Raw genomic sequence first — 22,058 nt, forward strand, 5'->3', positions numbered from 1 at the left:
CGTCTCCGCGCCACCCCTCACCGCGGGCGAGACCGACGACCCGCTCACTGCCGGTCGCTACAGCCTCAGCTCCGCGGATGCTCGCACCAGCCGAATTTTCCACTCTTTCGGACATCCGCTCACCGTACCTGGCAGCTAAAGCTACGCGTCGATGCCCGGAAGCGCCGAGACGCCGCTCATGAACCGCTGCACGTCGGGATCCACACGAATATCGCCCGGTCGAAGCGGCCGCGAAAGGTACAGCCCCTCGAGCTCGGTGAGCCGACTCAGTGCCACATAGGTCTGGCCCGCGCTGAAGGTGCCCGATCCGAGGTCCACGATCGCGCGATCGTAGGTTTTACCCTGGGACTTGTGGATGGTGACCGCCCACGCCAATCGCAGAGGAAACTGCGTGAATTCTGCGACGATATCTTTCTTCAACGTCTTGGTCGAGGCGGAGTAGGTGTATTTGAACCTCTCCCAGATGGCCGGCTGCACCTCGTGAACTACGCCATCGACCTCCACGAACACCGTCGATGAAATCTTCGTGACGGTGCCGACCGTGCCATTCACCCAGCGCTGGCCGCCCTCACCTGCGGAGTCGTTGCGCAGGAACATCACCCGCGCACCCACCTTCAGTTGCAGCGATTCGTCGGCCGGAAATGATCGGCCACCGAACTCTCCCGTGACGTCGGCTTTTGCCGTCTTCACGGCGCCCGGGAGGCGAGCGAGGGCCGCCGCGTTGATGCGATTGACCGTGTCGTTTCGGGTGGCGAGGGTGATCGCGCCATCCGTTGGAGCGGTACGGGCTCCGGTCTCGTTCAGGCGGGCCGCGATCTCGGCGGTGACCATTCCATGACGCACCGCGTTCAGCATGAACTTGAACTCGGCCTCGTGCTGGCGGTGGATCGTGGTCAGCTCGAAGATGCGCAACTCGGTCTCCTGCCAGACCTTGGCATCGAAGAACCACATCGATCGGTACTGGTCGGTGAAGTACGCCCGTTCGTCGGCATCACCCGGCACTGGGGCGAGCTGGTACGGATCACCAAACAACACCACCTGCACGCCACCGAAAGCGGTAAAGGGCTTCTGCCTCGCCTGGCGCAGGCTGCGGTCGATGGCATCCACCAGGTCGGCGTTGACCATGGAAACCTCGTCGATCACCAGGGTGTCGATGGTGTTGAGCAACTTGCGCAGCTCGGGCACCTGGTCGATCGCCTGATCGGCGATCACCCCGATCGGCAGCCGAAAAAGCGAGTGGATGGTCTGCCCACCCACATTGAGCGCAGCGACTCCGGTCGGCGCCGCGATTACCACCTGCTTCGAGGTATTCCAGGACAGGTGGTTCAACAGTGTGGACTTGCCGGTGCCGGCACGGCCAGTGACAAAGATGTTCTCGCGGGTATTCTCGATGAGTTCGAAAACGGCCGCCTGCTCAGCAGAGAGTGCGAACTCGGCCACGGCGCTCCTCCCTGTGCGGCACAAAGCCAGCACCCCAATCTACGCCTCGCAGCAATGCATGGATCTCCGCGCGGCGGCCGCCTGTAGAGAACCTGCGATTGAGGCACCACCTTAGGATGTGGAGATGCCACCCCAAATCCTTGCCCGCTGGCTCGTGTTGGCTGGGGCATTGTTGCTGGCATTCCTCGGTACGGTAGCGACCCTCAACCTCACCGTCTACAGCGCTTCTGGGTTCGTGTCCTCCTACCTTGATTCCGTCGCCCGACGCGACGTGGACGGTGCGCTGCGGATGCCGGGAGTCACGACGATCGCGACCGGAACGAACGAGCTTCTCGCGCCGGCGACGCTCGCGCCTCTCACGGACATCCGCCTGGTGAGCGACACGGATGACGGGGGCGGCCGTCACACCGTCACCTACGGTTACTCGATCGGCGGCGGCGAGGGCACCTCGTCCTTCGTCGTGCAACATACCGGCCAACGACTCGGGGTCTTCTCGGCTTGGCGGTTCACTGAGACGCCGCAGGGCCTGCTGAATGTCACCGTGCAACACGGCAGTGGAATCGAAGCCAACGGTGTCACCCTTCCCCCGGTCACCGCGGGCCAACCGCACACCTATCGGGTGCTCACCCCGAGCCGAGTCGTGCTCAGCCACTCCTCCACCTACCTCGACGCCGCGGGGGTGGCGACGCGCGTCGCCGAACCGACCGGCGTCGCCAACGCGACGGTCGACATCCACGCCAACCCAGCCTTCGTGCGGGAGGTGCAAAAGCAGCTGAACCGGTATCTGGCCGCGTGCACGACCCAGAAGGTGTTACTGCCGACCGGATGTCCGATGGGGGAGCAGATCACCGACCGTGTGCAGGATGCCCCGACCTGGTCGATCGTGAGCTACCCGATCGTCGCCATCGTGCCAGGCGGCACGGTCGGCGCGTGGCAGGTGCCCGAAACCGCCGCCGCCGCCCACCTCACCGTGAAGGTGAAGTCCATCTTCGACGGCAGCCTCTCCACCGTCGATAAGGACGTACCGTTCACGGTGCGCTACCTCATCACCTTCGACACCGGTGGCAGTCCCGTGATCACGCCGCAGTACTGACGCAATACTTGCAGTCAGGGTGACTATCGTCGCCCGGCCCGATCCGCCAGCATCCGGTTGTATTCCACCAGCTCGGCGTCGCCGTCGCGTTCCGCCTTACGGTCGAGCCGCTTGGCATCTTTCGCATCGCTTCTCGACCACATGACTGCGACCGCGATGGCCAGGATGATCGTGGGAATTTCACCGACACTCCAGGCGATACCGCCACCGATCTGTTGATCGGCAATGGCGCTCACCCCCCAGGCCCGCCCCATCGCCCCGTACCAGTTGGCAAGCAGAAGGCCGGTGCCGGTGATGAGGGAGAGCCCGAAGAATGCGTGGAACGCCATCGTGCCGAGCAGCACGAGTAACCGCATCGGGTACGACGCCCGGTAGGGCAGCGGATCGACCCCGATCAGTGTCTGTGCAAAGAGATACCCGGTGATCAGGAAGTGCACGATCATCAGAGTGTGGCCGATGTGATCCGTGGTCGCCCAGCTGAACAACGGCGTGTAGTAGAACACCCAGAGAGACACCACGAAGATCGCGGCGGCGACGATCGGGTTGGACAGTACAGCGGACGGCCGCGAGTGCACGAACAGCATGATCCACTCGCGCGCACCGCGACTGCCATCAAATCGCTTCGCAATGGTGCGCAGGGCGAGGGTGATCGGCGCCGCGGGCACGAGAAGCACCGGGATCATCATGCCGAGCAGCATGTGGCCGAGCATGTGTGCGCTGAACAAATACTTCTCGTACGCATTGATGCCGCCGTTGGTCACCCAGAACAGCAGGGCGAGCCCGGAAAGCCAGAGCACGAGCCGATGCACCGGCCAGCGGTCACCGCGACGGTGCAACCGCACCACACCGGCGATGTAGAAGAACGCGAGGAACGCGATGAGCAGCACCCAGAGGATGTCGAAGCTCCAGGTGGTGAAGTAACGCGAGAAAGTGAGCTCCGGAGGCAGAGGAGCCTGCGTGAGGATCCAGGCCGGGCTGGTGAGGGTGGCGTCCTGTGATATCGGAGTGGCGGTCTTCGCCAGGGCGGCTGCCACGCCGGAGGCGAGTCCCATGAAACCGAGCTCAGCCGCAATGAGCCCCCAGAAGAAGCGATTGCCGCTGTTGGCCGATGACTGCATTTTCGCCACCAGGAACCGTCGTTCCACCACGCCGAACAGCCCGAGCGCGAGCAGGGCGAAGATCTTCACCAGCACCAGAATGCCGTATGGCGTGAGCAACTGGGAGATCGTGCCGACCCGCAGGGCCGCATTGACATAACCGGATGCCGCAACCACGACGAAGCAGATGATGGCGATCGTGGAGTAGCGGGAGATGATCGGCCCGATCCGCCCGCCCGCAAGAGTCTTGCGAATGAACACGATGGTGAGCAGCCCGCCGAGCCAGGTCGCGGCAAAGACCACGTGGAGGCCAAGCGAGGCGACGGCGGCATCGTGCCCGGCGGCATCCGCCGAGTGGCCCTGCAGCGCCTGCGGCACCAGGCCGACCGCCGTGAGAACGGTGACAAACACCAGCATCGTGCGGTTGCGCACGGCAAAGCAGAGCACCGTCACCACGGCAGCAATGAGCGTGCTTGCCAGCCAGGCCTGCCCGATCTCCGTGTTGCTGATGAAGCCTCCCAGCACCGCCCCGAAGGTGGAGTCGAGCGTGATCGGCTTCGTGTAAAAGCCCATGAAGGTGAGAAAGCCGGTCGTTGCGGAGGCGATAGTCCAGAAGCCGGCAGCAGCGGAGGCGATATCCAGTGTGCGGGCAAACTCTGGCTGCGTGTCGCTCATGGCAAAACAGAGGAGCACAAGGGAGCCGAGGGTGACGGCAACACCGAGGTTGAACATCATGGTCGCGATCGGGAGCCCGTAGCGCACAACGGCTCCGGGATCGATGAGCTTCGGGGCATCCGCGGCATGACCGAACGCCAGCGCGGCGAATAAGGATGCGAAGGCAACGACCAGAAGCAGCGCTGGACCGGTAATTTTCACGATCCGAGGCACGCCCCCAGTTTAGGCGAGCAAACTGAGCCACAGCCCCGTTCGACAGTGCCGTTTAACGACTCAAGGGGATGCCGACCGCGAGGCCGACATCCCCTTGTGAGAGGCCGAAAATTACTTGGCGGCAGCCTTGAGCTTGCTGCCGGCGCTGACCTTCACGCCGTAGCCCGCCTTGATCTGAATGGCCTCACCCGTGGACGGGTTGCGACCGGCACGGGCAGCACGGTGGGTGCGCTCGACCGCGAGCCAGCCCGGGATCGTGACCTTGGTGCCTTCGCCGACCGAAGTGGCGAGGGTTGCAAACAGGGCGTCAAGGACGCCATTGACTGCAGCCTGGCTCTGGCCAGACTCAGCGGCAACTGCCGCGACGAGCTCGGTACGGTTTAGTGACTTGTCAGCCATTGAAGTCCTCCTCGGACATTGTGCGTGTCAGAACGAACAGCCCTGTTCGAGAGAACAGGCCTGTGGGTGGATCAGGATGTGGCCGCAGGGGCATAAACCCCTACAACCGCCTGTAATTTACCAGCTTGACTTCGTAATACCGGGCAATTCGCCCCGGTGCGCCATATCGCGGAACCGCACGCGGGAAACCCCGAACTGGCTGAGGAACCCACGCGGGCGACCATCAATGGCGTCGCGACCACGAACGCGCACCGGAGAGGCGTCGCGCGGCAGCTTCTGCAGACCGAGCCGTGCGGCTTCGCGCTCGGCGTCTGAAGAGGTGGGATCGACGAGCGCCTTCTTCAGCTCGAGTCGCTTGGTCGCGTAGCGCGCGACCACGATTTTGCGCTGCTCGTTGGCAGCGATCTTGCTTTTCTTCGCCATTGTTAGCGCTCCTCGCGGAATTCGACGTGCTTGCGGACTACCGGGTCGTACTTCTTCAGCACGAGACGGTCGGGGTCATTGCGGCGGTTCTTCTTGGTGACATAGGTGTAACCGGTACCCGCGGTGGAACGGAGCTTGATGATCGGTCGGACGTCCTGCTGCTTTGCCATTAGATCTTCACCCCACGGCCGAGGATGTCCTTGACCACTGATTCGATGCCGCGAGCGTCAATCACCTTGATGCCCTTGGCGCTGAGCGTCAGCGTGACGCTGCGCTTGAGCGACGGAACGTAGTACGTCTTCTTCTGCACGTTCGGGTCGAAGCGACGCTTCGTCCGACGGTGCGAGTGCGAAATTGCGTGTCCGAAGCCGGGAACGGCTCCAGTCACCTGGCACACTGCGGCCATGGTTTTCCTCCGATTACCGTAGGGACGAGGTGTCCCTACCCAAGATTTCTTGTCGGCACACACATCCCGCCGAGCGAACAGGTGGGCTTGTGTACAGGCCGCAGCACAGATTGCGCGCAGCAGCGTCCAATACTACGGATGCGGTGGATGCTTCGCAAGGCGGCGGCGAGAGTCAGGAACAGGCGGCACACAGTCCGAACACGTCCACGACATGGTTCGGGGCAGTGAAGCCGTGCTCGGTGGCGACCGACTGGGCCCACCGCTCCACGGCATCCGCTTCGATCTCCACTGTGAGCCCGCACTTGCGACAGATCAGGTGATGGTGATGTTGACCGGACGTGCAGGCGCGGTAGAGGCTCTCGCCCTCTGGCGACTGCAACGAATCGGCCTCGCCTTCTAACGCAAGATCTGCGAGCGCACGGTACACGGTAGCGAGCCCGATCGGTGAGCCCGATTCGCGCAGGGTTGAGTGCAAGCCCTGGGCGCTGACAAAGCCATCATCGGCTCCGAGGGCCTCGCGCACGGCTTCGCGCTGCCAGGTGTTGCGCTTGCGGGCTGGAGGGGTCATCAGGCTGCTGTTCCCGATGTTGCGGGCACTAGCCGGCCGGTATCACCGCGGCGGGTGCGCCGCGAACCGATCACCCGGCAGATGATGTAGATGAGAAAGGAGATGGTCGTGACATACGGACTGATCGGCAGACCGCCACCGAGCGCGAGCAGGATTCCACCCACCACAGAGGTCACCGCGAAAGCAACGCTGAGCAGGGGGGTAAGAAGCGGGGATGCCGTCACCCTCATGGCGGCGGCGGCCGGTGTCACAAGCAGCGAAAGCACGAGCAGCGCTCCCACGATCTGGATCGACACCGCCGTCGCGAGCCCGAGCAGGATCATGAATGCGATCGAGATTGCGGTGACCGGTAGCCCCTTCGCTCGTGCGACGTCCGCATCGACGCTCGCGAAGCTCAATGGACGCCAGATCACGAACAGTGCGGCGATTACGACCGCGGAGATGATCACGAGCATGAGCAGCTGCGGGTTGTCCACCGACACGATCTGGCCGGTGAGCAGGCCGAACTTGTTGGCACTGCGCCCCTTGTACAGGGCGAGGAAGAGGATCCCGAGGCCGAGGCCGAATGGCATCAGCACCGCGATGATCGAGTTTCGGTCGCGCGCCTTTGTTCCGAGCACTCCAATGAGCAGCGCGGCAAGCAGGGAGCCACCGATCGACCCGGCAACCACATTCACCCCGAATAGCAGCGCCGCGGATGCCCCGGCGAAGCTCAGTTCGCTGATGCCGTGCACCGCGAAGGCTAAGTCACGCGTCATCACAAAGGGGCCGATGAGGCCGCCGACGACACCGAGCAGCGCACCGGCGATGATGGAGTTTTTCACCAGGGCGAGCAGTTGCCCGTAATTGTCGAAACCGAAGATCTGGTTCCAGAGGTCGGAGTTCACGTTGCGGATCCGATGTGATGCTCCAAATGGTCGTGCACGCCGTAACCCTCCGGGGCACCGAGCACGATGATGCGCCCACGACTGCGGATCACCTCCACCGGAGTGTCATACATATAGGAGAGCACTTCGCTGCGCAGCACCTCGTCCGGGGTTCCTACCCGAAAGCGTCCGCCGGCTAAGTAGAGCACCCGATCCACCATCCCGAGGATGGGGTTCACATCATGGGTGACGAAGATCACCGCCGTGTTGATCGCCTTCCGCTGCTCGTCGATCAGCTCGCTCACTTGGCGCTGGTGATGCAGGTCGAGAGAGATGAGCGGCTCGTCGCAGAGCAGGAGGCTGGGGTTGCCGGCAATGGACTGGCCAACGCGCACACGCTGCTGTTCACCACCGGACAGCGTCGCGACCGGCACGTCTGCATAGTCCGTCGCGCCGACGGATTCGAGAATTTCGTCTACCTGCCGCCGCACCGCCCGTGAATTGAACGGCAGTCCGAGGCGATGGCCATTCACACCAAAGGCCACCAGATCACGGGCGCGAAGCGGTGTGCCACGTTCGAGCAGCTTCTGCTGCGGGATGTAGCCGATCCGCCGACTCCCCTGCGTCACCGGTTCACCACGGAATTCGATCGTGCCAGAGCTGAGCTTCTGCTGACCGAGAATTGTCTTCAGCAGGCTCGTCTTACCGGTGCCGTTGGGGCCGAGCACCGCAAGGAACTCGCCAGGCATCACCTCGAGGTTGAGGTTATTCCACAGGGTGCGTTCGCCAAAGCGAAGTGTCGCAGCAGAGAGCCGAAGAACGGATGGCGTCATTCGAGTTCCCCCGGTTCGGTCGCTTCATTGGGCATCGCCAGCTCGGCGACATCATCGGGCGGCGCCATCACGGCGTCATCATCGCGGTGCCATCATTCGACATCGTGCTCATTTTAGGGCGGCGCTGATCTCCGCGAGGGTGCCGGTCATCCATTGGAGATAGTCCTTGCCTGCCGGGAGGGTCTCGCGTACCGCGACAACCGCCACGCCGGCTTTTTTTGCCGCAGCGAGCACCCGCTCGGTCTGGGGCCCGCTGGTCTGCTCGTTGTAGGCGAGCAGCTTCACGGCATTGTCGCTGAACAGGGCGAGCGTCTCGGCGAGCACGACCGGCGAGACATCCGTACCTTCCTCAATCGCAGCGCTGAATTTCTCCGGTGTCTTGTTCACCAAGCCAAGGGCGTCGAGCAGATACAGCGGCACGGGCTCGGTGATTGCGATTCCTTCGCCTGTGACTGTGGCCTTGAGGCGCGCCTCGGTGTTCTCGAGTTCGCCCACCGCGGAGGTGAAGGTCGAGCCTCGCGCTGCGAAGGCGGAAGCATCCGCCGGAGAGAGTTTCGTGAGAGACGACTCGACTTTCTCGACCACTTTTTTCACGGTTGCGAAGTCGTACCAGAGGTGCTCGTTGAACCCGCCGGTCGCCGGCTTCTGGTCATACCCCGAAATGGTGGCGGCATTGAGCAGGACTACCTTCGGATTGTTTGCGCCCTTAAGCAGAGTGCCAACGAAATCGTCATAGCCCCCGCCATTCTGAATCACAAGGTCGGCCTGGGAGAGCGCAAGCTGCACCTGGGCATCGGCCTCGTAGGAGTGCGGGTCTTGCGAGGGGTCAGCGATTATCGAGGTGACCGACACCCGATCCCCGCCGACCTGCTTCACGATGTCGCCATAGACGTTGGTCGACGCGACGACGTGGATGAGTCCGTCGTCTTTCTGCGGAGCGGCGGCGGCCGAGCATCCGGCGAGCGCAAGGCTCAGTGCGATGCCACCGGAGACGAGGGGGAGTGTGTACTTCATGCGCATGGGCGTAATTTTCTACAGTCGATGGATAACGGTAATGAGTTTCGTTATCAATAGTACCGGTGCGGATGCGACCACGCGCCCATCTGTCAGCCATGCGGCAAAACATTCGACCGCATGGCTGACTTTGGGGCGCATGGTCGACCAAGGGCATGGTCGACCGGGCGCATGATCGACCGGGGCACACTCAGTCGAGCAGCAGGGCCGGCTCTTCGATGACGCTCGCGACGTCGGCGAGGAAGCGACTCGCGACATCCCCGTCCACGACGCGGTGGTCGAAACTCGCGCCGAGCGTCGTGACGAAGCGCGGCCGCACCTCACCGTCCACCACCCACGGCTTTTGCTTGATCGTGCCAAGCGCCAGGATCGCGACTTCGCCTGGGTTGAGAATTGGCGTGCCGGTATCCATGCCGAAGACGCCGATGTTCGTGACCGTGATCGTGCCACCGGCCTGGTCTGCCGGGCTGGTCTTGCCGTCCCGGGCCGTGAGGGTGAGCTGCTCGATCGCCGAGGCGAGCTCGCGCAGGGAAAGCTCCTGCGCCTCTTTGATGTTGGGAACAATGAGCCCACGCGGGGTAGCGGCGGCAATCCCGAAGTTCACGTAGTGCTTGACGATGATCTCGCTATCGGTCCACTGCGCATTCACCGTTGGATTGCGACGCACCGCCCAGATCATGGCCTTCGCTACCATCAGCAGCGGCGAAACTTTCACTCCGGCGAAATCCGTGGAGTTCTTCAGTCGCTTCACAAATTCCATGGTACGGGTGGCATCCACATCGACGAATAAGCTCACGTGCGGTGCGGTGAACGCGCTCGACACCATCGCGGCCGCGATCACCTTGCGCACCCCCTTCACCGGCAGGCGCTCTTCGCGGTCACTGCCCCAGGCCGGTGTCTCGATGTTGCGAAACAGCGTGCCCTGCGATGCCTGGCGCACCACATCCTCGCGCGTGATCTCGCCGGCAACCCCAGTGGGGGTCACGTCCGACAGGGTCACCGACAGATCTTTCGCAAGCTTGCGGATGGGCGGCTTCGCGACGATCGCGGACGCGGATGCCGCGGGCACCACGATCGGACGCGGCGCGATGGCCGGCGCGGAAGCTGCAATTCCAGACGCCGTGCTCGTTGACCCGGCGCCGGATGATGTGCCCCAGGATGCGGGCCGATTGCGGCGCGAGCCCACGTGTCCCTTTATTCCATAGCCGACCAGCACGGCGCCACCGGCGGCGCCCGACTCGGCGACACCCGACTCGGCGACACCCGACTCGGCGACACCCGACTCGGCGGCGCCCGACTCGGCGGCGCCTGACTCGGCGGCGAGCGGTGCGGCATCCGTTTCCGACGGCACCTCTGCGCCCGACGATACCGAGATGATCGGGGTTCCGACATCCACCATCGAGCCCTCGGCCACCAGAATCGCGGTGACCGTGCCAGCGAAGGGAGAGGGCAGCTCCACGAGCGACTTCGCTGTCTCGATCTCCACGAGCACCTGGTTCACCACGACCTCGTCACCGGCCTTGACCTTCCACGACACGATTTCGGCCTCGGTGAGACCTTCTCCGACATCCGGAAGGGTGAATTCTGAGCTGGTCACGATGCTCCTTAACTAGTACGCCAATGCGCGGTCGACGGCCTCGAGGATGCGGTCGGCATCCGGGAGGTACACGGTTTCGAGTTTTGCCGGCGGGAAGGGCGCATCGAAGCTCGAGACTCGCAATACCGGCGCTTCGAGTGTGTAAAACGCCCGCTCCGTGATGGTCGCAGCGATCTCGGCGGAGATGTTCACTGAGCCAGGCGCCTCCGATGCCACGACCAGTCGCCCGGTCTTCTGAACCGAAGTGAGGATCGGCGCGTAGTCGATCGGTGAGAGCGAGCGCAGGTCGATGACCTCCACACTCGTACCCTCCTGCTGGGCGAGTTCGGCCGCCTGCATGAGCACATTGACCATCGCACCATGGCCGACAAGCGTGACTTGGGTTCCGGTGCGTACTACCCGACTCGAGTGCAGCGGGGACGCGCTGGCGGTGAAGTCCACCGGGCCCTTGTTCCAATACCGGCTCTTCGGCTCGAAGAACAGCACCGGGTCATTGGAGGAAATGGCCTCCTGAATCATCCAGTAGGCGTCATTCGGGGTGCTCGGACTCACCACGCGCAGGCCGGGGGTGTGAGCGAAGTACGCCTCGGGAGATTCCTGGTGATGTTCCACCGCCCCGATGTGTCCACCGTAGGGGACGCGGATGACCACGGGCATGGAAATGCGACCCTCGTGCCGTGCGGTCATCTTGGCCAGCTGGGAGGTGATCTGATCGAAACCGGGGAAGATGAAACCATCGAACTGGATCTCGCAGACGGGGCGGTAGCCGCGCATCGCCAGACCGATCGCCGTTCCGATAATGCCGGACTCGGCAAGTGGAGTGTCGAAGACGCGACGTTCCCCGAACTCGGCCTGCAGGCCTTCGGTGACCCGGAAGACACCACCGAGAGGACCGATGTCCTCCCCCATCAACAGCACCTTGGCATCGTCGGTGAGCGCCTTGCGCAGCCCAGCGTTGAGTGCCTTGGCGAGCGGTAATGCGTCGGTCATCGGGCGGTGCCCCCCAGGCTGGCCTCGTAGTCGGCGAGCCACTGCTTTTGCGCGGCCATCACCGGATGCTGCTCCGAATAGATGTGGTCGAAAATGAGGTCGGTCGACGGTACGACGAGTTCGAGGGTGCGGCGGCGCAGGTCGGAGGAGAAGTCCTCGGCCTCCGATGCCGTGGCAGTGAAGAAATCATCGCCCTCCCCGCGACCGCGGAGGTAGCTGGCGTATCGCACGATCGGATCCTTCGCCACCCAGGATGCCGTCTCCGCATCCATCCGGTACTTTGTCGGATCATCACTGGTGGTGTGCGCGCCGATGCGGTAGGTGAGCGCTTCGATCAGGCGGGGACCCTGGCCGGCGCGGGCCTCGTCCAGATTCTTGCGGGTGACCGCGTAGCTCGCGAGCACATCGTTGCCGTCGACCTGGATGCCAGGCATGCCGAATCCAGCAGCGCGCTGGTACAGAGGTATGCGGGACTGCACGCGCACCGGCACCGAGATGGCCCACTGATTGTTCTGCAGGAAAAATACCTGCGGTGCAGTGAAGCTCGCCGCGAAGACGAATGCCTCACTCACATCCCCTTGGCTGGTCGCACCGTCACCGAAGTAGGCCATCACCGCACGATCGGTCTCGGGATCACCGGTGCCGGTTTCGCCATCGAGGGTGATGCCCATGGCATACCCGGTGGCGTGCAGGGCCTGTGATCCGAGTACGAGCGTATACAGATGGAAGTTGCCGCACTCGGCCGGATCCCACCCGCCGTTGGTAACCCCGCGCATCAGGCGCACAATATCGACGACGTCGACCCCGCGAATCATGCCGGCCGCGTGTTCGCGGTAGGACGGAAAGAGGTGATCCTGTGCCCGCGCGGCACGGGCGGAGCCGACCTGCGCGGCCTCCTGACCGTGACTCGGCGGCCAGAGGGCGAGCTGGCCCTGGCGTTGGAGGTTGGTCGCCTCGAGATCGAACCGGCGGGTTATGACCATGTCGCGGTAAAACTGACGCAGTTCCTCATCCGTCAGGGCGTCGATGTACGGCTGGTACTCCGCCGCCGTGTCATCCGTCTGCACCACACCGGTCGTCGAAAGAAGTTGCACCATCGGTGCGGATGCTCCCACGCTGGCCTCACAGTCCTGTTGTCGATCGGGGTGCCTGTTGGGCGAGGGATACGTCACGCAGATATCGCTGATTACGTTCGGCGGCGTTCTAATCTAACGCGAGCGCGGGGTGGCGCATTGGTAGGGTGCCCACAACCTCCGCCGCTGCCAATAAGAGCTTATCCACTGATTGCGCCTCTCCAATCGAGACCCGGATACCGTCACTGCCGAGTGCTCGCACCACGATTCCCGCGGCCGAAAAGACCTGTGCCGCGGCCGCGGTGTGTTCGCCGGTGGGTAGCCAGACGAAGTTGCCATGCGGGCGGGGCACCCTCCAGCCCTGGTCGAGAAGTGCGCTCCACACTTCGTCGCGCAGCACGGCAAGCCGATGAACTCGCTCAAGCAGTGTCTCTTCGTGGTCGAGCGACACCAGGGCCGCGCGCTGTGCAGCCTCGGTCACCGAGAGGGGGATGGATGTCGTACGCGCGGCATCCAGTATGTATTCGGGTCCGACCGCATAACCGATTCGCAATCCGGCAAGACCGTAGGCCTTGGAAAAGGTGCGCGTCACGACCAGATTCGAGTAACGCCCACTGAGCGTGCGGCCGTTGACCACCGAGTCATCGGTGACGAACTCGACGTAGGCCTCATCGAGCACCACGAGAACGTGTGCGGGCACGACGGCCATGAAGTCCGCGAACTCCGCGTCGGTGACGACCGCACCGGTGGGGTTGTTGGGGCTGCAGACCATCACAACGCGAGTGCGATCAGTGATCGCCGCGAGCATCGCCGGCAGATCGTGGCGATGATCGGCAGTGTTCGGCACGGGTACGCCGGTCGCGCCGGCGACGGCCACGAGTCCCGGGTATGCCTCGAAAGAGCGCCACGGGTAAACGACCTCGTCGCCAGCTCCCGCCGCTGCGGAGATCAGCTGGGCGAGGATCGACACCGATCCGGCCCCGAGGTGCACTTCTTCGGTGCGCACACCGAACTGCACCGCCAGCCGGGCTCGGAGTTCGGTGCCAGCGGCATCCGGATAGCGGTTGACCCCTGAACTCGCAGCGATTGCGGCGACGACCTCGGGGATCGGGTCAAACGGGTTCTCATTCGACGACAGCTTGAACGCATCCGCGTCGGCAGGCTTGCCCTGGGCATAGGCAGCCATAGCAACGATCTCCGGGCGCAGTCGCACGACGGCGGGGGTCATATTGGTCACTCGTGCAGCCTACGTGCAGCGCGGCTGGTGTGGCTGGGGCACAGGCGGAGATACAGGTGGAGACACGGGCGGAGATGCAGGCGGAGATGCGGGCCGGGGGGTGACTGGCCGATTGCGTGCCCCCCTCCCAGAACGGCATAGTTAACAGATGAGATTCCTGGTGCGCCTCCTGGTCAACACCGTCGCCCTCTGGTTGACGACCCTAATCGTGGCCGACGGCGTGAGGGTGGTGGCGTTTCCACCGCAAGACACCCTCGCGGTGGTGCTCACGTATGTCCTTGTCGCCCTGATCTTCGGCATCGTCAATGGCGTGATCGGTAACTTCATTCGCATCGTGGCATTTCCGCTCTACATTCTGACCCTCGGACTGCTCGCCCTCGTGGTCAACGGGCTGCTCCTGCTACTGGTGAGCTGGATCTCAGGTCTCCTCGGCTTTGGCCTCGTCGTCGACGGGTTCGGGTGGGGCGTGATCGGTGCCGTCGTTCTCGCGCTGCTCAGCTGGCTCATCGGCATCCTCATCCGTCCGATCGTCGGGCGGGATCGGCGCTAACGCCTCTGCCGCACTCCGCGGTACAGGGTGGACTCGACGCGTGCGGTGCCATCGCCAAAATGATCGAATGCCGCGAGCGCGGAGACCAGACGCGGGTCGGTCGACGCATCGACCAGGGCGGCTGTTTCGCGGTAGCTGGACAGTTGATGTGCGGGCAAGATCACATCGGTCGGCACCGGACCGCCATCGAAGAGCTCCCTGCGTACCAGCACCGGGTCAGCGGAGGCCCAACTCCCACCGACCGCTGGAACGAGGTCGTCGGTGTGCTCGATTGCAACCCACGGGATGCTCGGTGGCACGGCGACCTGCGCGGCCGGTGCTCCGACAGTGTAGAGACCTCGGGTGTCGTAATCGCCGGATGCGGCGAGTTCGGCCGCGATGAGTCCGCCTTGCGAATAGCCGGTGAATACCACCGGCGAGGAGGAACTGATGCCCGAATCGGCCATCGCCTGCGTCACCGCGCGGTACGCCCCCGCCTCCCGACCCGCGATCGCGTTCACATTGCTCGTCATGTCCCAGGGCTCGTCGCCGGGTTCGAGCGAGAAGTCCCGGGTGCCACCGACAAACACCTCGAACCTGGCTGGCCCGTTGGGTTGTGAATAGCGCTCGATGCGCACTTGGGCTGCACCCTGGGGGATTCGAGCCGCCCGGTCGCTGTAGCTTTCCGCCCGAGTCGTCGACACAGTGGGCCCGGATCGGGTCACGGATACCGCAGACTCCACGAGTGCACCTCGCGTGCCCGCGATCGAAACAAGCACGCTCGCGGAAGTCGCGAGCCCCACAAGTCCCAGGCCCTCGTCTCCCATGGCATGCACAAGCTCCGGGGGCAGCCGCAGCAGTCCGCCGCCGAAGTCGTCCACGCTCATCACCGTGAAACGCGCGAGTTGCACCACCCGCGGATCGCTGAGCACCACACTTTTCTCCCGCAGCCAGTCGGGAAGTGCCCGGAAGAGCGCGGCCCGCTGCTCGGGTGGAAGAAGCGCGATTCCCATGGCCACTCCGGCTCCAATGCCGATCGCCGCCGGCAACACCTCGAGTGCGATCACGGGCAACCACAGGCCGAGCATGGCGCCGAACCGGCCGGCCACATCCTGCGCACACCGCTCGGCGAGGCTTTCGCCGATGCCGTAGGCATGCGCTGAGGCGATGAGGGCGAAGTGAAGGTGTTCCGCTGAGGGGGCCGCACGGGCGAGGGCCGCAGCCGCGTCATCCATTGACCGCTCAGCGGCGAAAGCGCTCGAGGGGGATGTCAAGGTGTTGAGCTGGGCGAGTCCGACCAGCCGGTCGATCGAGACCAGTTGCCGATGACAGTCCGACAGCAGCATCCGGAGCTCACTGAGCCGTCGTGCATCCTCGAAGAGCTCCGAGGTGGCGACCGCGATGGAGCCCCCGCCGCCGATGACGATGTCACCGGCCATAATTGCCACCAGTCCGATGCCCCTCGGCCCTGGTGTCCTCGGCCCTGGTGCCCTCGCCGAAGGACCCACCAGAATGTGAGCCACCAGAGCGTGACCCCGCATCGAGCAGGGCGAGAGCATGCCGGGTGTCGCGGATCGCTTCATCGATGCAGGTAGACGCCGTATTCACCAGGGCAGAGAGCTGCTGCAGGGCATACACGTACATGCGTCGAGCATCACCACTCCACACCCCCTCACCCCCGTCAGACGGCAGCGATGCCCGAGCGCCCGCAAGTCGATCGGCCACCAGATCAAGCGCGAATAGCTGTTGCTGAAGGGAGATATCCATTCCGCTGTCCCGCACTGGACCGGTATTCATCCGCACCCCTTTCCCCCGCCAATGCTGCGCTGCCGGGGGGCGCGCCGCTGCCGAGGACAGGGAAGCCGCGCAATTGTCGCGGGCTGCGACAGCTGTGGAGGAGCATCCGCATGATCGGCGCCACATGGGCGGGCGGCACGATGTGCGGGCGGCACGATGTGCGGGCGGCCCGGATGTGCGGAGGAGACGATCTGCGGGAGAATGGGCGCATGAGTTTCGACCGCACCCTCGACGAGGCGTCGCTCTTTCGTATCTGCTTCGTCTGCACCGGAAACATCTGCCGTTCGCCAATGGCCGAGACAATTTTTCGCGAGCTCGTAAAGAAGGCCGGCTACGACGGTGCCATCACCGTAATCTCCGCCGGCACCGGAGATTGGCACGTGGGTGAACCTTCGGATGGTCGCACGGCATCAGCCCTCAGCGCACACGGTTACGACGGGTCATGTCATCGCGCGAAGCAGTTCGATCCGGACTGGTTCGACAACCTCGATCTCGTTGTGGTCTTCGACCGCAGCCAGGAGCGCATCCTTCGCGCCTGGGCCAATTCCGAGCAGGACCGCGGCAAAGTTCAAATGCTGTTGAGCTTTGACAGCGAACAGGCTGCACAGGTTGATGTTCCCGACCCCTATTACTCCGATGCCGCAATGTTCGACAGCGTGCTCGGCATGATCGAAAAAGCCAGCGCGGCGCTGTTCCGCCAAATCGAACCAGGAATCCGACGGGTACCCTCATGAATCCCCTTCCCGAACAACCGCTCAGCCCGCTCGACGGTCGCTACCGCTCCGCCGTCACCGGGCTCGGTGAACACCTCTCCGAGGCAGGACTCAACCGTGCACGCGTGCACGTGGAGGTTGAGTGGCTGCTCTATCTCACCGATAACGAGATGTTCGGATCCCACCGGCTCGATCCCGAGCAGGCGCGTTCTCTCCGCGCCCTGGTTGCTGACTTCGGTCAGGCCGATATCGACGAACTCTCCGCACTTGAGTCCACCACTCGCCACGATGTCAAAGCCGTCGAGTACTACGTGCGTGCGCGGCTGATCGAGGCTGGGCTGACGGATGTCGCGGAACTGACACACTTCGCCTGCACCAGTGAAGACATCAATAATCTCTCCTACGCACTCACGATCAAAACGGCCGTACACGAAGTGTGGCTCCCCAAGATCACCGGAGTGATCGATGCGCTGTACTCGCGGGCAGTGGATCACCGGGCGGATGCGATGCTCGCGCACACGCACGGCCAGCCCGCGACCCCCACAACCGTCGGCAAAGAATTCGCGGTGTTCGTCGGTCGGCTGCGTCGCATCGTCTCCCAGATCGAAGCGGTGCAGTATCTCGGCAAGTTCAGCGGAGCAACGGGCACCTTCGCCGCCCATGTCGCCGCCGATCCAAACCGGGATTGGCCGGCGATCTCCCGCGAGTTCGTCACGTCACTCGGCCTCGACTGGAACCCTCTCACCACCCAGATCGAGCCGCACGACTGGCAGGCAGAGTTGTACCAGCGGATCAGCCACGCCAACCGGGTGCTGCACAACCTCTGCACCGACATCTGGACCTACATATCGATGGGCTACTTCACCCAGATTCCGCAGGCTGGCACCACCGGATCATCCACAATGCCACACAAGATCAACCCGATCCGGTTCGAAAATGCCGAGGCGAACCTCGAACTCTCCAGCGCCCTCCTCGACTCTCTCGCGGCAACCCTTGTCACCTCCCGGCTGCAGCGCGACCTCACCGACTCCACCACGCAGCGCAATGTCGGGGTCGCCCTCGGGCATTCTGTGCTCGCGCTTGACAACATCCAGCGCGGGCTCGGCGAGATTGCCGTCAACACCGCTCGTCTTGCCGAAGACCTCGACAGCAACTGGGAAATTCTGGGTGAGGCAATCCAGACGGTGATCCGCGCAGAAGTCACCGCCGGCCGCAGCTCCATCGCCGACCCGTACGCGATGCTCAAGGAACTCACGCGCGGAAAACGGGTTGGCCAAGAAGAGCTCATCGCATTCGTGAATGCACTGGATATCGGGCCCGAGGCGAAGGCCCGACTGATGGCCCTCACCCCGGCCGGGTATGCCGGACTCGCAAGCGAACTCGTGGAGTACGCCGCTCCACGCTGACCCGCACGAACTGCGCAGTTGAAGAGCGGGCCTAGTGGCCGCTGTCGGACTGGTGATCCTGCTCGGTCAGATCGATCTTCTCGGCGTCGCCCGGCTTTGCTGCGAGCGCAAGCATCGCAATAGAGATGAGCGACACGATAAAAGTGATCCCTGTGAACACGAGTGCCAGGGTTACCTGACGTGTGCTGAGCACGACAACGAATCCCATGAACAGCGCGACCACCGCGGAGATTGCGACGTACTCGAAGGGACGGAGACGATCTCGACGACTCGGCTGGCTGCTGTTCGGAGCGCTCACGCTCGGTTCTCGCTCTCTGCTGGATGGGACGATCCGTTCGGGTGGGACGATTCGGCTGCGCCGCTTGCGGGTGCCACCGTGCCGGCTTGGGTTCCCCACTTGGCCGATAGCCCTGCGATCACCAGGAAGACCGCGGTGATGGCGGCCCAGGCGCCGAGGGAGCCGACCGCGACGACGGAGGCGTCCAGCACCCGCTTCACCTGGTCGGGACCGGCATAATTCTGCCGATAGTCCGGAGGAATCAACACGAAGGCGAGAGCAGCGATTACCGTGATTAGCCCCCCGGCAATCCAATCGCCGGATGCCACAAATCGACGCCTACTTCGCACTCCGCTGTACAACTCGAGGAACCCGGTCACCGCCGCAAAGATCGTCAGCACGAGAAAGAGAAAACGCACCTCGCTGCTGCTCGCGTGTCCTGTCCTCACAAGGAGGGCTACGACACCTGCGACGAGAGTCACCGCGGCTTGGATGAGGAAGTACGGGCGCACACGGGAGTCGGCTAGGCGCAACCACGCCATTGCGCCGAGCACTAGGCCGGCGACGATCCCGAATATCCCGAAGACTGTGAGGCCAAATTGGGCCGAGTGATCAGCGGAGAAGGTAATGGCCAGCGCAAGTGCAGCGGCGGGCACGGCACGGGCGATCGGCATTGGCCAGTACGCAGCACGCTGGGCAGCGGCCTCATCGGAGGCTCGGTTCGCAGACTCGGGCGCCTCGGCACGTGCATCACCGGCGGCTGCGGCATCGGCGGCTGCATCACCGGCGGCTGCATCACCGGCGGGTGCGTCGGAGATGCGTGCCACGGCTCACCATCTCCTGCCTGTCCTGCCGCACGGGGGCGACGCCGCCCATCGGGTGACCTGTCCAGTTTACGCCGCCCTACCCGTGAGCATTCCCGGGCGGGGGCGGTGCTGCGTCACTGCTGATCCGCAGCAGACCACCGGCACACCAGTCGCTACGCCGGGGCCATGTCCTGGAAGCGCGAAAAGTGGCCCTGGAATGCCACCGTGATGGTCTTGGTCGGGCCATTACGGTGCTTCGCCACGATGAGGTCAGCCTCACCCGGACGAGTGCTCTCTTTCTCGTACGCGCTATCCCGGTGCAGGAGAATCACCATGTCGGCATCTTGCTCGAGTGATCCCGATTCGCGCAGGTCGGAGAGGGCTGGCATTTTGTCGGAACGTTGCTCAGGACCACGGTTGAGTTGCGACAGTGCAATGACGGGAACCTGCAGCTCTTTCGCAAGCAACTTGAGTGCGCGGGAAAACTCGCTCACTTCCTGCTGGCGAGACTCGACCTTCTTGCCAGAGGTCATGAGCTGCAGGTAGTCGATGATTACCATCTTGAGGCCGACCTTCTGCTTGAGACGGCGGCACTTGGCACGGATCTCGACCAGGGTCATGTTCGGGCTGTCATCTATGTAGAGCGGGGCGTCATTGATCTGCCCGCGCGTCGAGGCGATCTTCGTCCAGTCTTCGGTGTGGAGCGTGCCCTTGCGCATGCTCTGCAGCGGCACGGCCGCCTCAGCCGACAGCAGTCGCATGGCAATCTCCGAGCGACCCATTTCAAGCGAGAAGAAGATGGACGGCATGTCGTATTTGATGGATGCGGCACGCGCGAAGTCGAGCGCAAGGGTTGACTTCCCGAGTGCCGGGCGGGCGGCCACGATGATGAGCTGCCCGCCGTGCAGGCCGTTCGTCAGTTCGTCGAGCTCGGCAAAGCCGGTGGGAACTCCCGTCATCGAGCCGTCGCGCCCCCGTGCCGCTTCGATCTCGTCGATCGCCGTCGTGACCGCGACGGTGAGCGGGACGAAATCTTCCGCCTCGACACCACCCATCACGCCGTAGATCTCGGCCTGGGCGTTGTTGACCAGGTCCACAACCTCGCCCTCGCTGGCGTAACCCATTTGAACGATGCGGGTGCCGGCTTCGACCAGACGGCGCAACACCGCCTTCTCGGCAACGATGGTCGAGTAGAAACCCGCGTTGGCCGCGGTGGGTACGATCCCGGTGAGCGTGTGGAGATACTCAGCCCCGCCAGCCCTGACCAGCTCCCCGGTCTTGGTGAGCTCATCGGTGACGGCGATCACGTCCGTCGGCTCGCCGTGAGCATAGAGCGAGAGAATCGCGTCGAAGATGATCTCGTGTTTCGGAATGTAGAAGTCGACCGCACGCACAGACTCGATGACGTCTGCCACGGCGTCCTTGCTGAGAAGCATTCCGCCGATCGCACTCTGTTCGGCAAGGAGGTCGTACGGGGGCACGCGGTCGGAGGACCGCTGGTTCGAGTCACGAATGCTCGAATCACGCATGTTTGAGTCACGCTGGCCGTCGCCCTGGTTAGGCGCGAGACCCAGGTGGGCTATCGACATCGTTCGCCCACTCTCTCTTTTCGCGGCCTGCGCCTATTCGTGTGTTCGGTGTTCGTGTGTTCGGTGCGGGGGGGGTGCGTGCCGCGTTCGCCGCTGCACAATTGGGGCGCTCCCAGGTCTACCGAAAGCCTCCGACATCCAGCCAAGCCAACCCGCCTGCGACCCGGTCTCCCGTGACACATTGGTACACATTAGGGATCCGCCACATGGTCGGCAAGCCCGTATCCGCCAGCACAACAACGACCTGTGGATAAAGGTGTGGGTAAGTTGCGCGAAACGCCGCACAGTGTGTGAACAACCTGTGCAATCAGCTGGGGATAACTATCGGTTTATTAGCTATATATCCCGTCTGAACAGCTTTTTTTATATCAACGTGGAATGTGTAGAAACATGCTTAGAGTGCAGGTTGAAGGTTGGGACTGAGAGGTGAAGGGCTGTGCATAAAAACCCGGTCAGGGCGAAGAATTGGTCGATAAATTGACACGCAAAGAGGGGATAGCGAGAAGCTTGCGCTTCCTGCTATCCCCTCGGGGAACTCGTTCCTGGCGGGCAGGAGTTGCCGTTATTTTGCGGCGACTACCGTCAGGGTGATCGTGGCGACCAGGTCATCACGAAGGCGCACGGTGGCCTCGTGCTGTCCAGTGGCTTTGATGGGCGACGAGATCTCGATCTTGCGCTTGTCGACGGCACCGAGCCCGGCAGCGGCCACGGCATCGGCGACATCCGTCGTCTTCACCGAACCAAACAGTCGTCCGCCCTCGCCTGCCTTGACGGTCAGCTTCACGGTCGTGGCCTCGAGCTTGGCCTTGAGGTCCTGTGCTTCCTCGATGGTGGCGTGCTCGCGCGCTACACGCGCGGCTTTGATCGATTCGACCTGCTTCTCGCCACCCCGGGTCCACGCGACAGCGAAGCCCTGGGGGATGAGAAAGTTGCGGCCGTAGCCGGTCTTGACGTCGACGACGTCTCCGGGTGCACCGAGGCCGGTGACCTCGTGCGTGAGAATCAATTTTGACATTT

25 protein-coding genes are annotated in these 22,058 nt (G+C 63.5%); 5 read left to right on the plus strand and 20 right to left on the minus strand.

The genetic code is table 11. The features are described 5' to 3' along the window. Window positions 1–141 precede the first annotated feature (141 nt). A complete protein-coding gene (locus IWX88_RS14125) occupies window positions 142–1,440 on the minus strand; it encodes an AAA family ATPase (protein ID WP_196830354.1) in 1,299 nt (432 codons plus the stop codon). A gap of 124 nt (window positions 1,441–1,564) precedes the next feature. On the opposite strand from IWX88_RS14125, the gene IWX88_RS11200 reads away from it, so the two are divergent. Next, window positions 1,565–2,533 carry a hypothetical protein gene (locus IWX88_RS11200; RefSeq protein ID WP_196830356.1) on the plus strand — a complete coding sequence of 323 codons (969 nt, stop codon included), beginning with the start codon at window positions 1,565–1,567 and terminating at the stop codon, window positions 2,531–2,533. A gap of 23 nt (window positions 2,534–2,556) precedes the next feature. Here IWX88_RS11200 and IWX88_RS11205 read toward each other — a convergent pair whose 3' ends face one another. The 8 genes from IWX88_RS11205 to IWX88_RS11240 form a co-directional block, all read right to left on the minus strand. Beyond that, window positions 2,557–4,518 (minus strand): cytochrome c oxidase assembly protein, encoded by a 1,962-nt coding sequence (locus IWX88_RS11205; protein WP_370568325.1) that lies wholly within the window; start codon window positions 4,516–4,518, stop codon window positions 2,557–2,559. A gap of 111 nt (window positions 4,519–4,629) precedes the next feature. Continuing rightward, window positions 4,630–4,917, minus strand: a complete 288-nt coding sequence (locus tag IWX88_RS11210) for an HU family DNA-binding protein (protein ID WP_196830358.1) — start codon at window positions 4,915–4,917, stop codon at window positions 4,630–4,632. A 117-nt stretch (window positions 4,918–5,034) separates the two neighbouring features. Beyond that, complete coding sequence (gene rpsN / locus IWX88_RS11215) at window positions 5,035–5,340, minus strand: 30S ribosomal protein S14 (protein ID WP_196830359.1); 306 nt, start codon at window positions 5,338–5,340, stop codon at window positions 5,035–5,037. Window positions 5,341–5,342: 2 nt separating this feature from the next. Beyond that, window positions 5,343–5,510, minus strand: a complete 168-nt coding sequence (rpmG, locus tag IWX88_RS11220; protein ID WP_185201999.1) for a 50S ribosomal protein L33 — start codon at window positions 5,508–5,510, stop codon at window positions 5,343–5,345. Continuing rightward, a complete protein-coding gene (rpmB, locus tag IWX88_RS11225) occupies window positions 5,510–5,746 on the minus strand; it encodes a 50S ribosomal protein L28 (RefSeq protein WP_196830361.1) in 237 nt (78 codons plus the stop codon). The genes rpmG and rpmB overlap by 1 nt, the downstream gene beginning before the upstream one ends. Window positions 5,747–5,918: 172 nt before the next feature. Beyond that, window positions 5,919–6,314 carry a Fur family transcriptional regulator gene (locus tag IWX88_RS11230; protein ID WP_196830363.1) on the minus strand — a complete coding sequence of 132 codons (396 nt, stop codon included), beginning with the start codon at window positions 6,312–6,314 and terminating at the stop codon, window positions 5,919–5,921. After that, window positions 6,314–7,201 carry a metal ABC transporter permease gene (locus tag IWX88_RS11235; protein ID WP_370568328.1) on the minus strand — a complete coding sequence of 296 codons (888 nt, stop codon included), beginning with the start codon at window positions 7,199–7,201 and terminating at the stop codon, window positions 6,314–6,316. The genes IWX88_RS11230 and IWX88_RS11235 overlap by 1 nt, the downstream gene beginning before the upstream one ends. Continuing rightward, window positions 7,198–8,013, minus strand: coding sequence for a metal ABC transporter ATP-binding protein (locus IWX88_RS11240; protein WP_196830365.1), 816 nt, complete (start codon window positions 8,011–8,013; stop codon window positions 7,198–7,200). Before IWX88_RS11240 ends, IWX88_RS11235 begins: the two co-directional genes overlap by 4 nt. Here IWX88_RS11240 and IWX88_RS11245 point away from each other — a divergent pair. Continuing rightward, complete coding sequence (locus IWX88_RS11245; protein WP_196830367.1) at window positions 8,004–8,141, plus strand: hypothetical protein; 138 nt, start codon at window positions 8,004–8,006, stop codon at window positions 8,139–8,141. The genes IWX88_RS11240 and IWX88_RS11245 overlap by 10 nt on opposite strands. On the opposite strand, the gene IWX88_RS11250 is transcribed toward IWX88_RS11245, so the two are convergent. From IWX88_RS11250 to IWX88_RS11270, 5 genes are all read right to left on the minus strand, one after another. Then, window positions 8,122–9,033 (minus strand): metal ABC transporter solute-binding protein, Zn/Mn family, encoded by a 912-nt coding sequence (locus IWX88_RS11250; protein WP_370568330.1) that lies wholly within the window; start codon window positions 9,031–9,033, stop codon window positions 8,122–8,124. The genes IWX88_RS11245 and IWX88_RS11250 overlap by 20 nt on opposite strands. A gap of 184 nt (window positions 9,034–9,217) precedes the next feature. Beyond that, window positions 9,218–10,624: a dihydrolipoamide acetyltransferase family protein gene (locus IWX88_RS11255; protein WP_196830370.1), complete on the minus strand. Its 1,407-nt coding sequence runs from the start codon at window positions 10,622–10,624 to the stop codon at window positions 9,218–9,220. A gap of 12 nt (window positions 10,625–10,636) precedes the next feature. Then, on the minus strand, window positions 10,637–11,614 hold the full coding sequence (locus IWX88_RS11260) for an alpha-ketoacid dehydrogenase subunit beta (RefSeq protein WP_196830372.1): 978 nt from the start codon (window positions 11,612–11,614) through the stop codon (window positions 10,637–10,639). Beyond that, window positions 11,611–12,729 (minus strand): thiamine pyrophosphate-dependent dehydrogenase E1 component subunit alpha, encoded by a 1,119-nt coding sequence (locus tag IWX88_RS11265; protein WP_370568331.1) that lies wholly within the window; start codon window positions 12,727–12,729, stop codon window positions 11,611–11,613. Before IWX88_RS11265 ends, IWX88_RS11260 begins: the two co-directional genes overlap by 4 nt. 88 nt (window positions 12,730–12,817) lie before the next feature. Beyond that, a complete protein-coding gene (locus IWX88_RS11270; protein ID WP_196830613.1) occupies window positions 12,818–13,915 on the minus strand; it encodes a histidinol-phosphate transaminase in 1,098 nt (365 codons plus the stop codon). Between the two features lie 157 nt (window positions 13,916–14,072). Between IWX88_RS11270 and IWX88_RS11275 the strand changes: the two genes are divergently transcribed. Next, window positions 14,073–14,474, plus strand: coding sequence for a phage holin family protein (locus IWX88_RS11275; RefSeq protein WP_196830374.1), 402 nt, complete (start codon window positions 14,073–14,075; stop codon window positions 14,472–14,474). Here the strand turns inward: IWX88_RS11275 and IWX88_RS11280 are convergent. Next, the gene (locus IWX88_RS11280; protein ID WP_196830376.1) at window positions 14,471–15,892 is read right to left on the minus strand and encodes a hypothetical protein; all 1,422 of its coding nucleotides are present in this window, start codon (window positions 15,890–15,892) and stop codon (window positions 14,471–14,473) included. The two genes, IWX88_RS11275 and IWX88_RS11280, sit on opposite strands and share 4 nt — an antisense overlap. Then, complete coding sequence (locus tag IWX88_RS11285) at window positions 15,882–16,250, minus strand: hypothetical protein (RefSeq protein ID WP_196830378.1); 369 nt, start codon at window positions 16,248–16,250, stop codon at window positions 15,882–15,884. Before IWX88_RS11285 ends, IWX88_RS11280 begins: the two co-directional genes overlap by 11 nt. A 209-nt stretch (window positions 16,251–16,459) precedes the next feature. Between IWX88_RS11285 and IWX88_RS11290 the strand changes: the two genes are divergently transcribed. Together IWX88_RS11290 and purB are read left to right on the plus strand one after the other, a co-directional pair. After that, the gene (locus IWX88_RS11290; protein WP_196830380.1) at window positions 16,460–16,984 is read left to right on the plus strand and encodes a low molecular weight protein-tyrosine-phosphatase; all 525 of its coding nucleotides are present in this window, start codon (window positions 16,460–16,462) and stop codon (window positions 16,982–16,984) included. Further along, on the plus strand, window positions 16,981–18,369 hold the full coding sequence (purB, locus tag IWX88_RS11295; protein ID WP_196830382.1) for an adenylosuccinate lyase: 1,389 nt from the start codon (window positions 16,981–16,983) through the stop codon (window positions 18,367–18,369). Before IWX88_RS11290 ends, purB begins: the two co-directional genes overlap by 4 nt. A 31-nt stretch (window positions 18,370–18,400) precedes the next feature. Here purB and IWX88_RS11300 read toward each other — a convergent pair whose 3' ends face one another. From IWX88_RS11300 to rplI, 4 genes are all read right to left on the minus strand, one after another. Beyond that, entirely contained in the window at window positions 18,401–18,667 is a 267-nt protein-coding gene (locus tag IWX88_RS11300; RefSeq protein ID WP_196830384.1) for a hypothetical protein, read from the minus strand. Beyond that, window positions 18,664–19,473, minus strand: a complete 810-nt coding sequence (locus IWX88_RS11305; RefSeq protein ID WP_196830386.1) for a hypothetical protein — start codon at window positions 19,471–19,473, stop codon at window positions 18,664–18,666. Before IWX88_RS11305 ends, IWX88_RS11300 begins: the two co-directional genes overlap by 4 nt. A 152-nt stretch (window positions 19,474–19,625) precedes the next feature. Beyond that, window positions 19,626–20,981 carry a replicative DNA helicase gene (gene dnaB, locus IWX88_RS11310; RefSeq protein WP_231369204.1) on the minus strand — a complete coding sequence of 452 codons (1,356 nt, stop codon included), beginning with the start codon at window positions 20,979–20,981 and terminating at the stop codon, window positions 19,626–19,628. A gap of 622 nt (window positions 20,982–21,603) precedes the next feature. Further along, the gene (rplI, locus tag IWX88_RS11315; protein WP_196830389.1) at window positions 21,604–22,056 is read right to left on the minus strand and encodes a 50S ribosomal protein L9; all 453 of its coding nucleotides are present in this window, start codon (window positions 22,054–22,056) and stop codon (window positions 21,604–21,606) included. Window positions 22,057–22,058: the final 2 nt, after the last annotated feature.

The organism is Frigoribacterium sp. CG_9.8 (assembly GCF_015751965.1).
In the GTDB taxonomy this organism is placed as follows: Bacteria; Actinomycetota; Actinomycetes; order Actinomycetales; family Microbacteriaceae; genus Lacisediminihabitans.

What these genes read in the sequence shown, in the direction of transcription:
- IWX88_RS11200 (WP_196830356.1), top strand. Translation starts at nt 1,565, where the DNA reads ATGCCACCCCAAATCCTTGCCCGCTGGCTCGTGTTGGCTGGGGCATTG.
- IWX88_RS11210 (WP_196830358.1), bottom strand. Translation starts at nt 4,917, where the DNA reads ATGGCTGACAAGTCACTAAACCGTACCGAGCTCGTCGCGGCAGTTGCC.
- rpsN (WP_196830359.1), bottom strand. Translation starts at nt 5,340, where the DNA reads ATGGCGAAGAAAAGCAAGATCGCTGCCAACGAGCAGCGCAAAATCGTG.
- rpmG (WP_185201999.1), bottom strand. Translation starts at nt 5,510, where the DNA reads ATGGCAAAGCAGCAGGACGTCCGACCGATCATCAAGCTCCGTTCCACC.
- rpmB (WP_196830361.1), bottom strand. Translation starts at nt 5,746, where the DNA reads ATGGCCGCAGTGTGCCAGGTGACTGGAGCCGTTCCCGGCTTCGGACAC.
- IWX88_RS11230 (WP_196830363.1), bottom strand. Translation starts at nt 6,314, where the DNA reads ATGACCCCTCCAGCCCGCAAGCGCAACACCTGGCAGCGCGAAGCCGTG.
- IWX88_RS11245 (WP_196830367.1), top strand. Translation starts at nt 8,004, where the DNA reads ATGGCGTCATTCGAGTTCCCCCGGTTCGGTCGCTTCATTGGGCATCGC.
- IWX88_RS11240 (WP_196830365.1), bottom strand. Translation starts at nt 8,013, where the DNA reads ATGACGCCATCCGTTCTTCGGCTCTCTGCTGCGACACTTCGCTTTGGC.
- IWX88_RS11250 (WP_370568330.1), bottom strand. Translation starts at nt 9,033, where the DNA reads ATGCGCATGAAGTACACACTCCCCCTCGTCTCCGGTGGCATCGCACTG.
- IWX88_RS11260 (WP_196830372.1), bottom strand. Translation starts at nt 11,614, where the DNA reads ATGACCGACGCATTACCGCTCGCCAAGGCACTCAACGCTGGGCTGCGC.
- IWX88_RS11270 (WP_196830613.1), bottom strand. Translation starts at nt 13,915, where the DNA reads ATGACCCCCGCCGTCGTGCGACTGCGCCCGGAGATCGTTGCTATGGCT.
- IWX88_RS11275 (WP_196830374.1), top strand. Translation starts at nt 14,073, where the DNA reads ATGAGATTCCTGGTGCGCCTCCTGGTCAACACCGTCGCCCTCTGGTTG.
- IWX88_RS11280 (WP_196830376.1), bottom strand. Translation starts at nt 15,892, where the DNA reads ATGGCCGGTGACATCGTCATCGGCGGCGGGGGCTCCATCGCGGTCGCC.
- IWX88_RS11285 (WP_196830378.1), bottom strand. Translation starts at nt 16,250, where the DNA reads ATGAATACCGGTCCAGTGCGGGACAGCGGAATGGATATCTCCCTTCAG.
- IWX88_RS11290 (WP_196830380.1), top strand. Translation starts at nt 16,460, where the DNA reads ATGAGTTTCGACCGCACCCTCGACGAGGCGTCGCTCTTTCGTATCTGC.
- purB (WP_196830382.1), top strand. Translation starts at nt 16,981, where the DNA reads ATGAATCCCCTTCCCGAACAACCGCTCAGCCCGCTCGACGGTCGCTAC.
- dnaB (WP_231369204.1), bottom strand. Translation starts at nt 20,981, where the DNA reads ATGCGTGATTCGAGCATTCGTGACTCGAACCAGCGGTCCTCCGACCGC.
- rplI (WP_196830389.1), bottom strand. Translation starts at nt 22,056, where the DNA reads ATGTCAAAATTGATTCTCACGCACGAGGTCACCGGCCTCGGTGCACCC.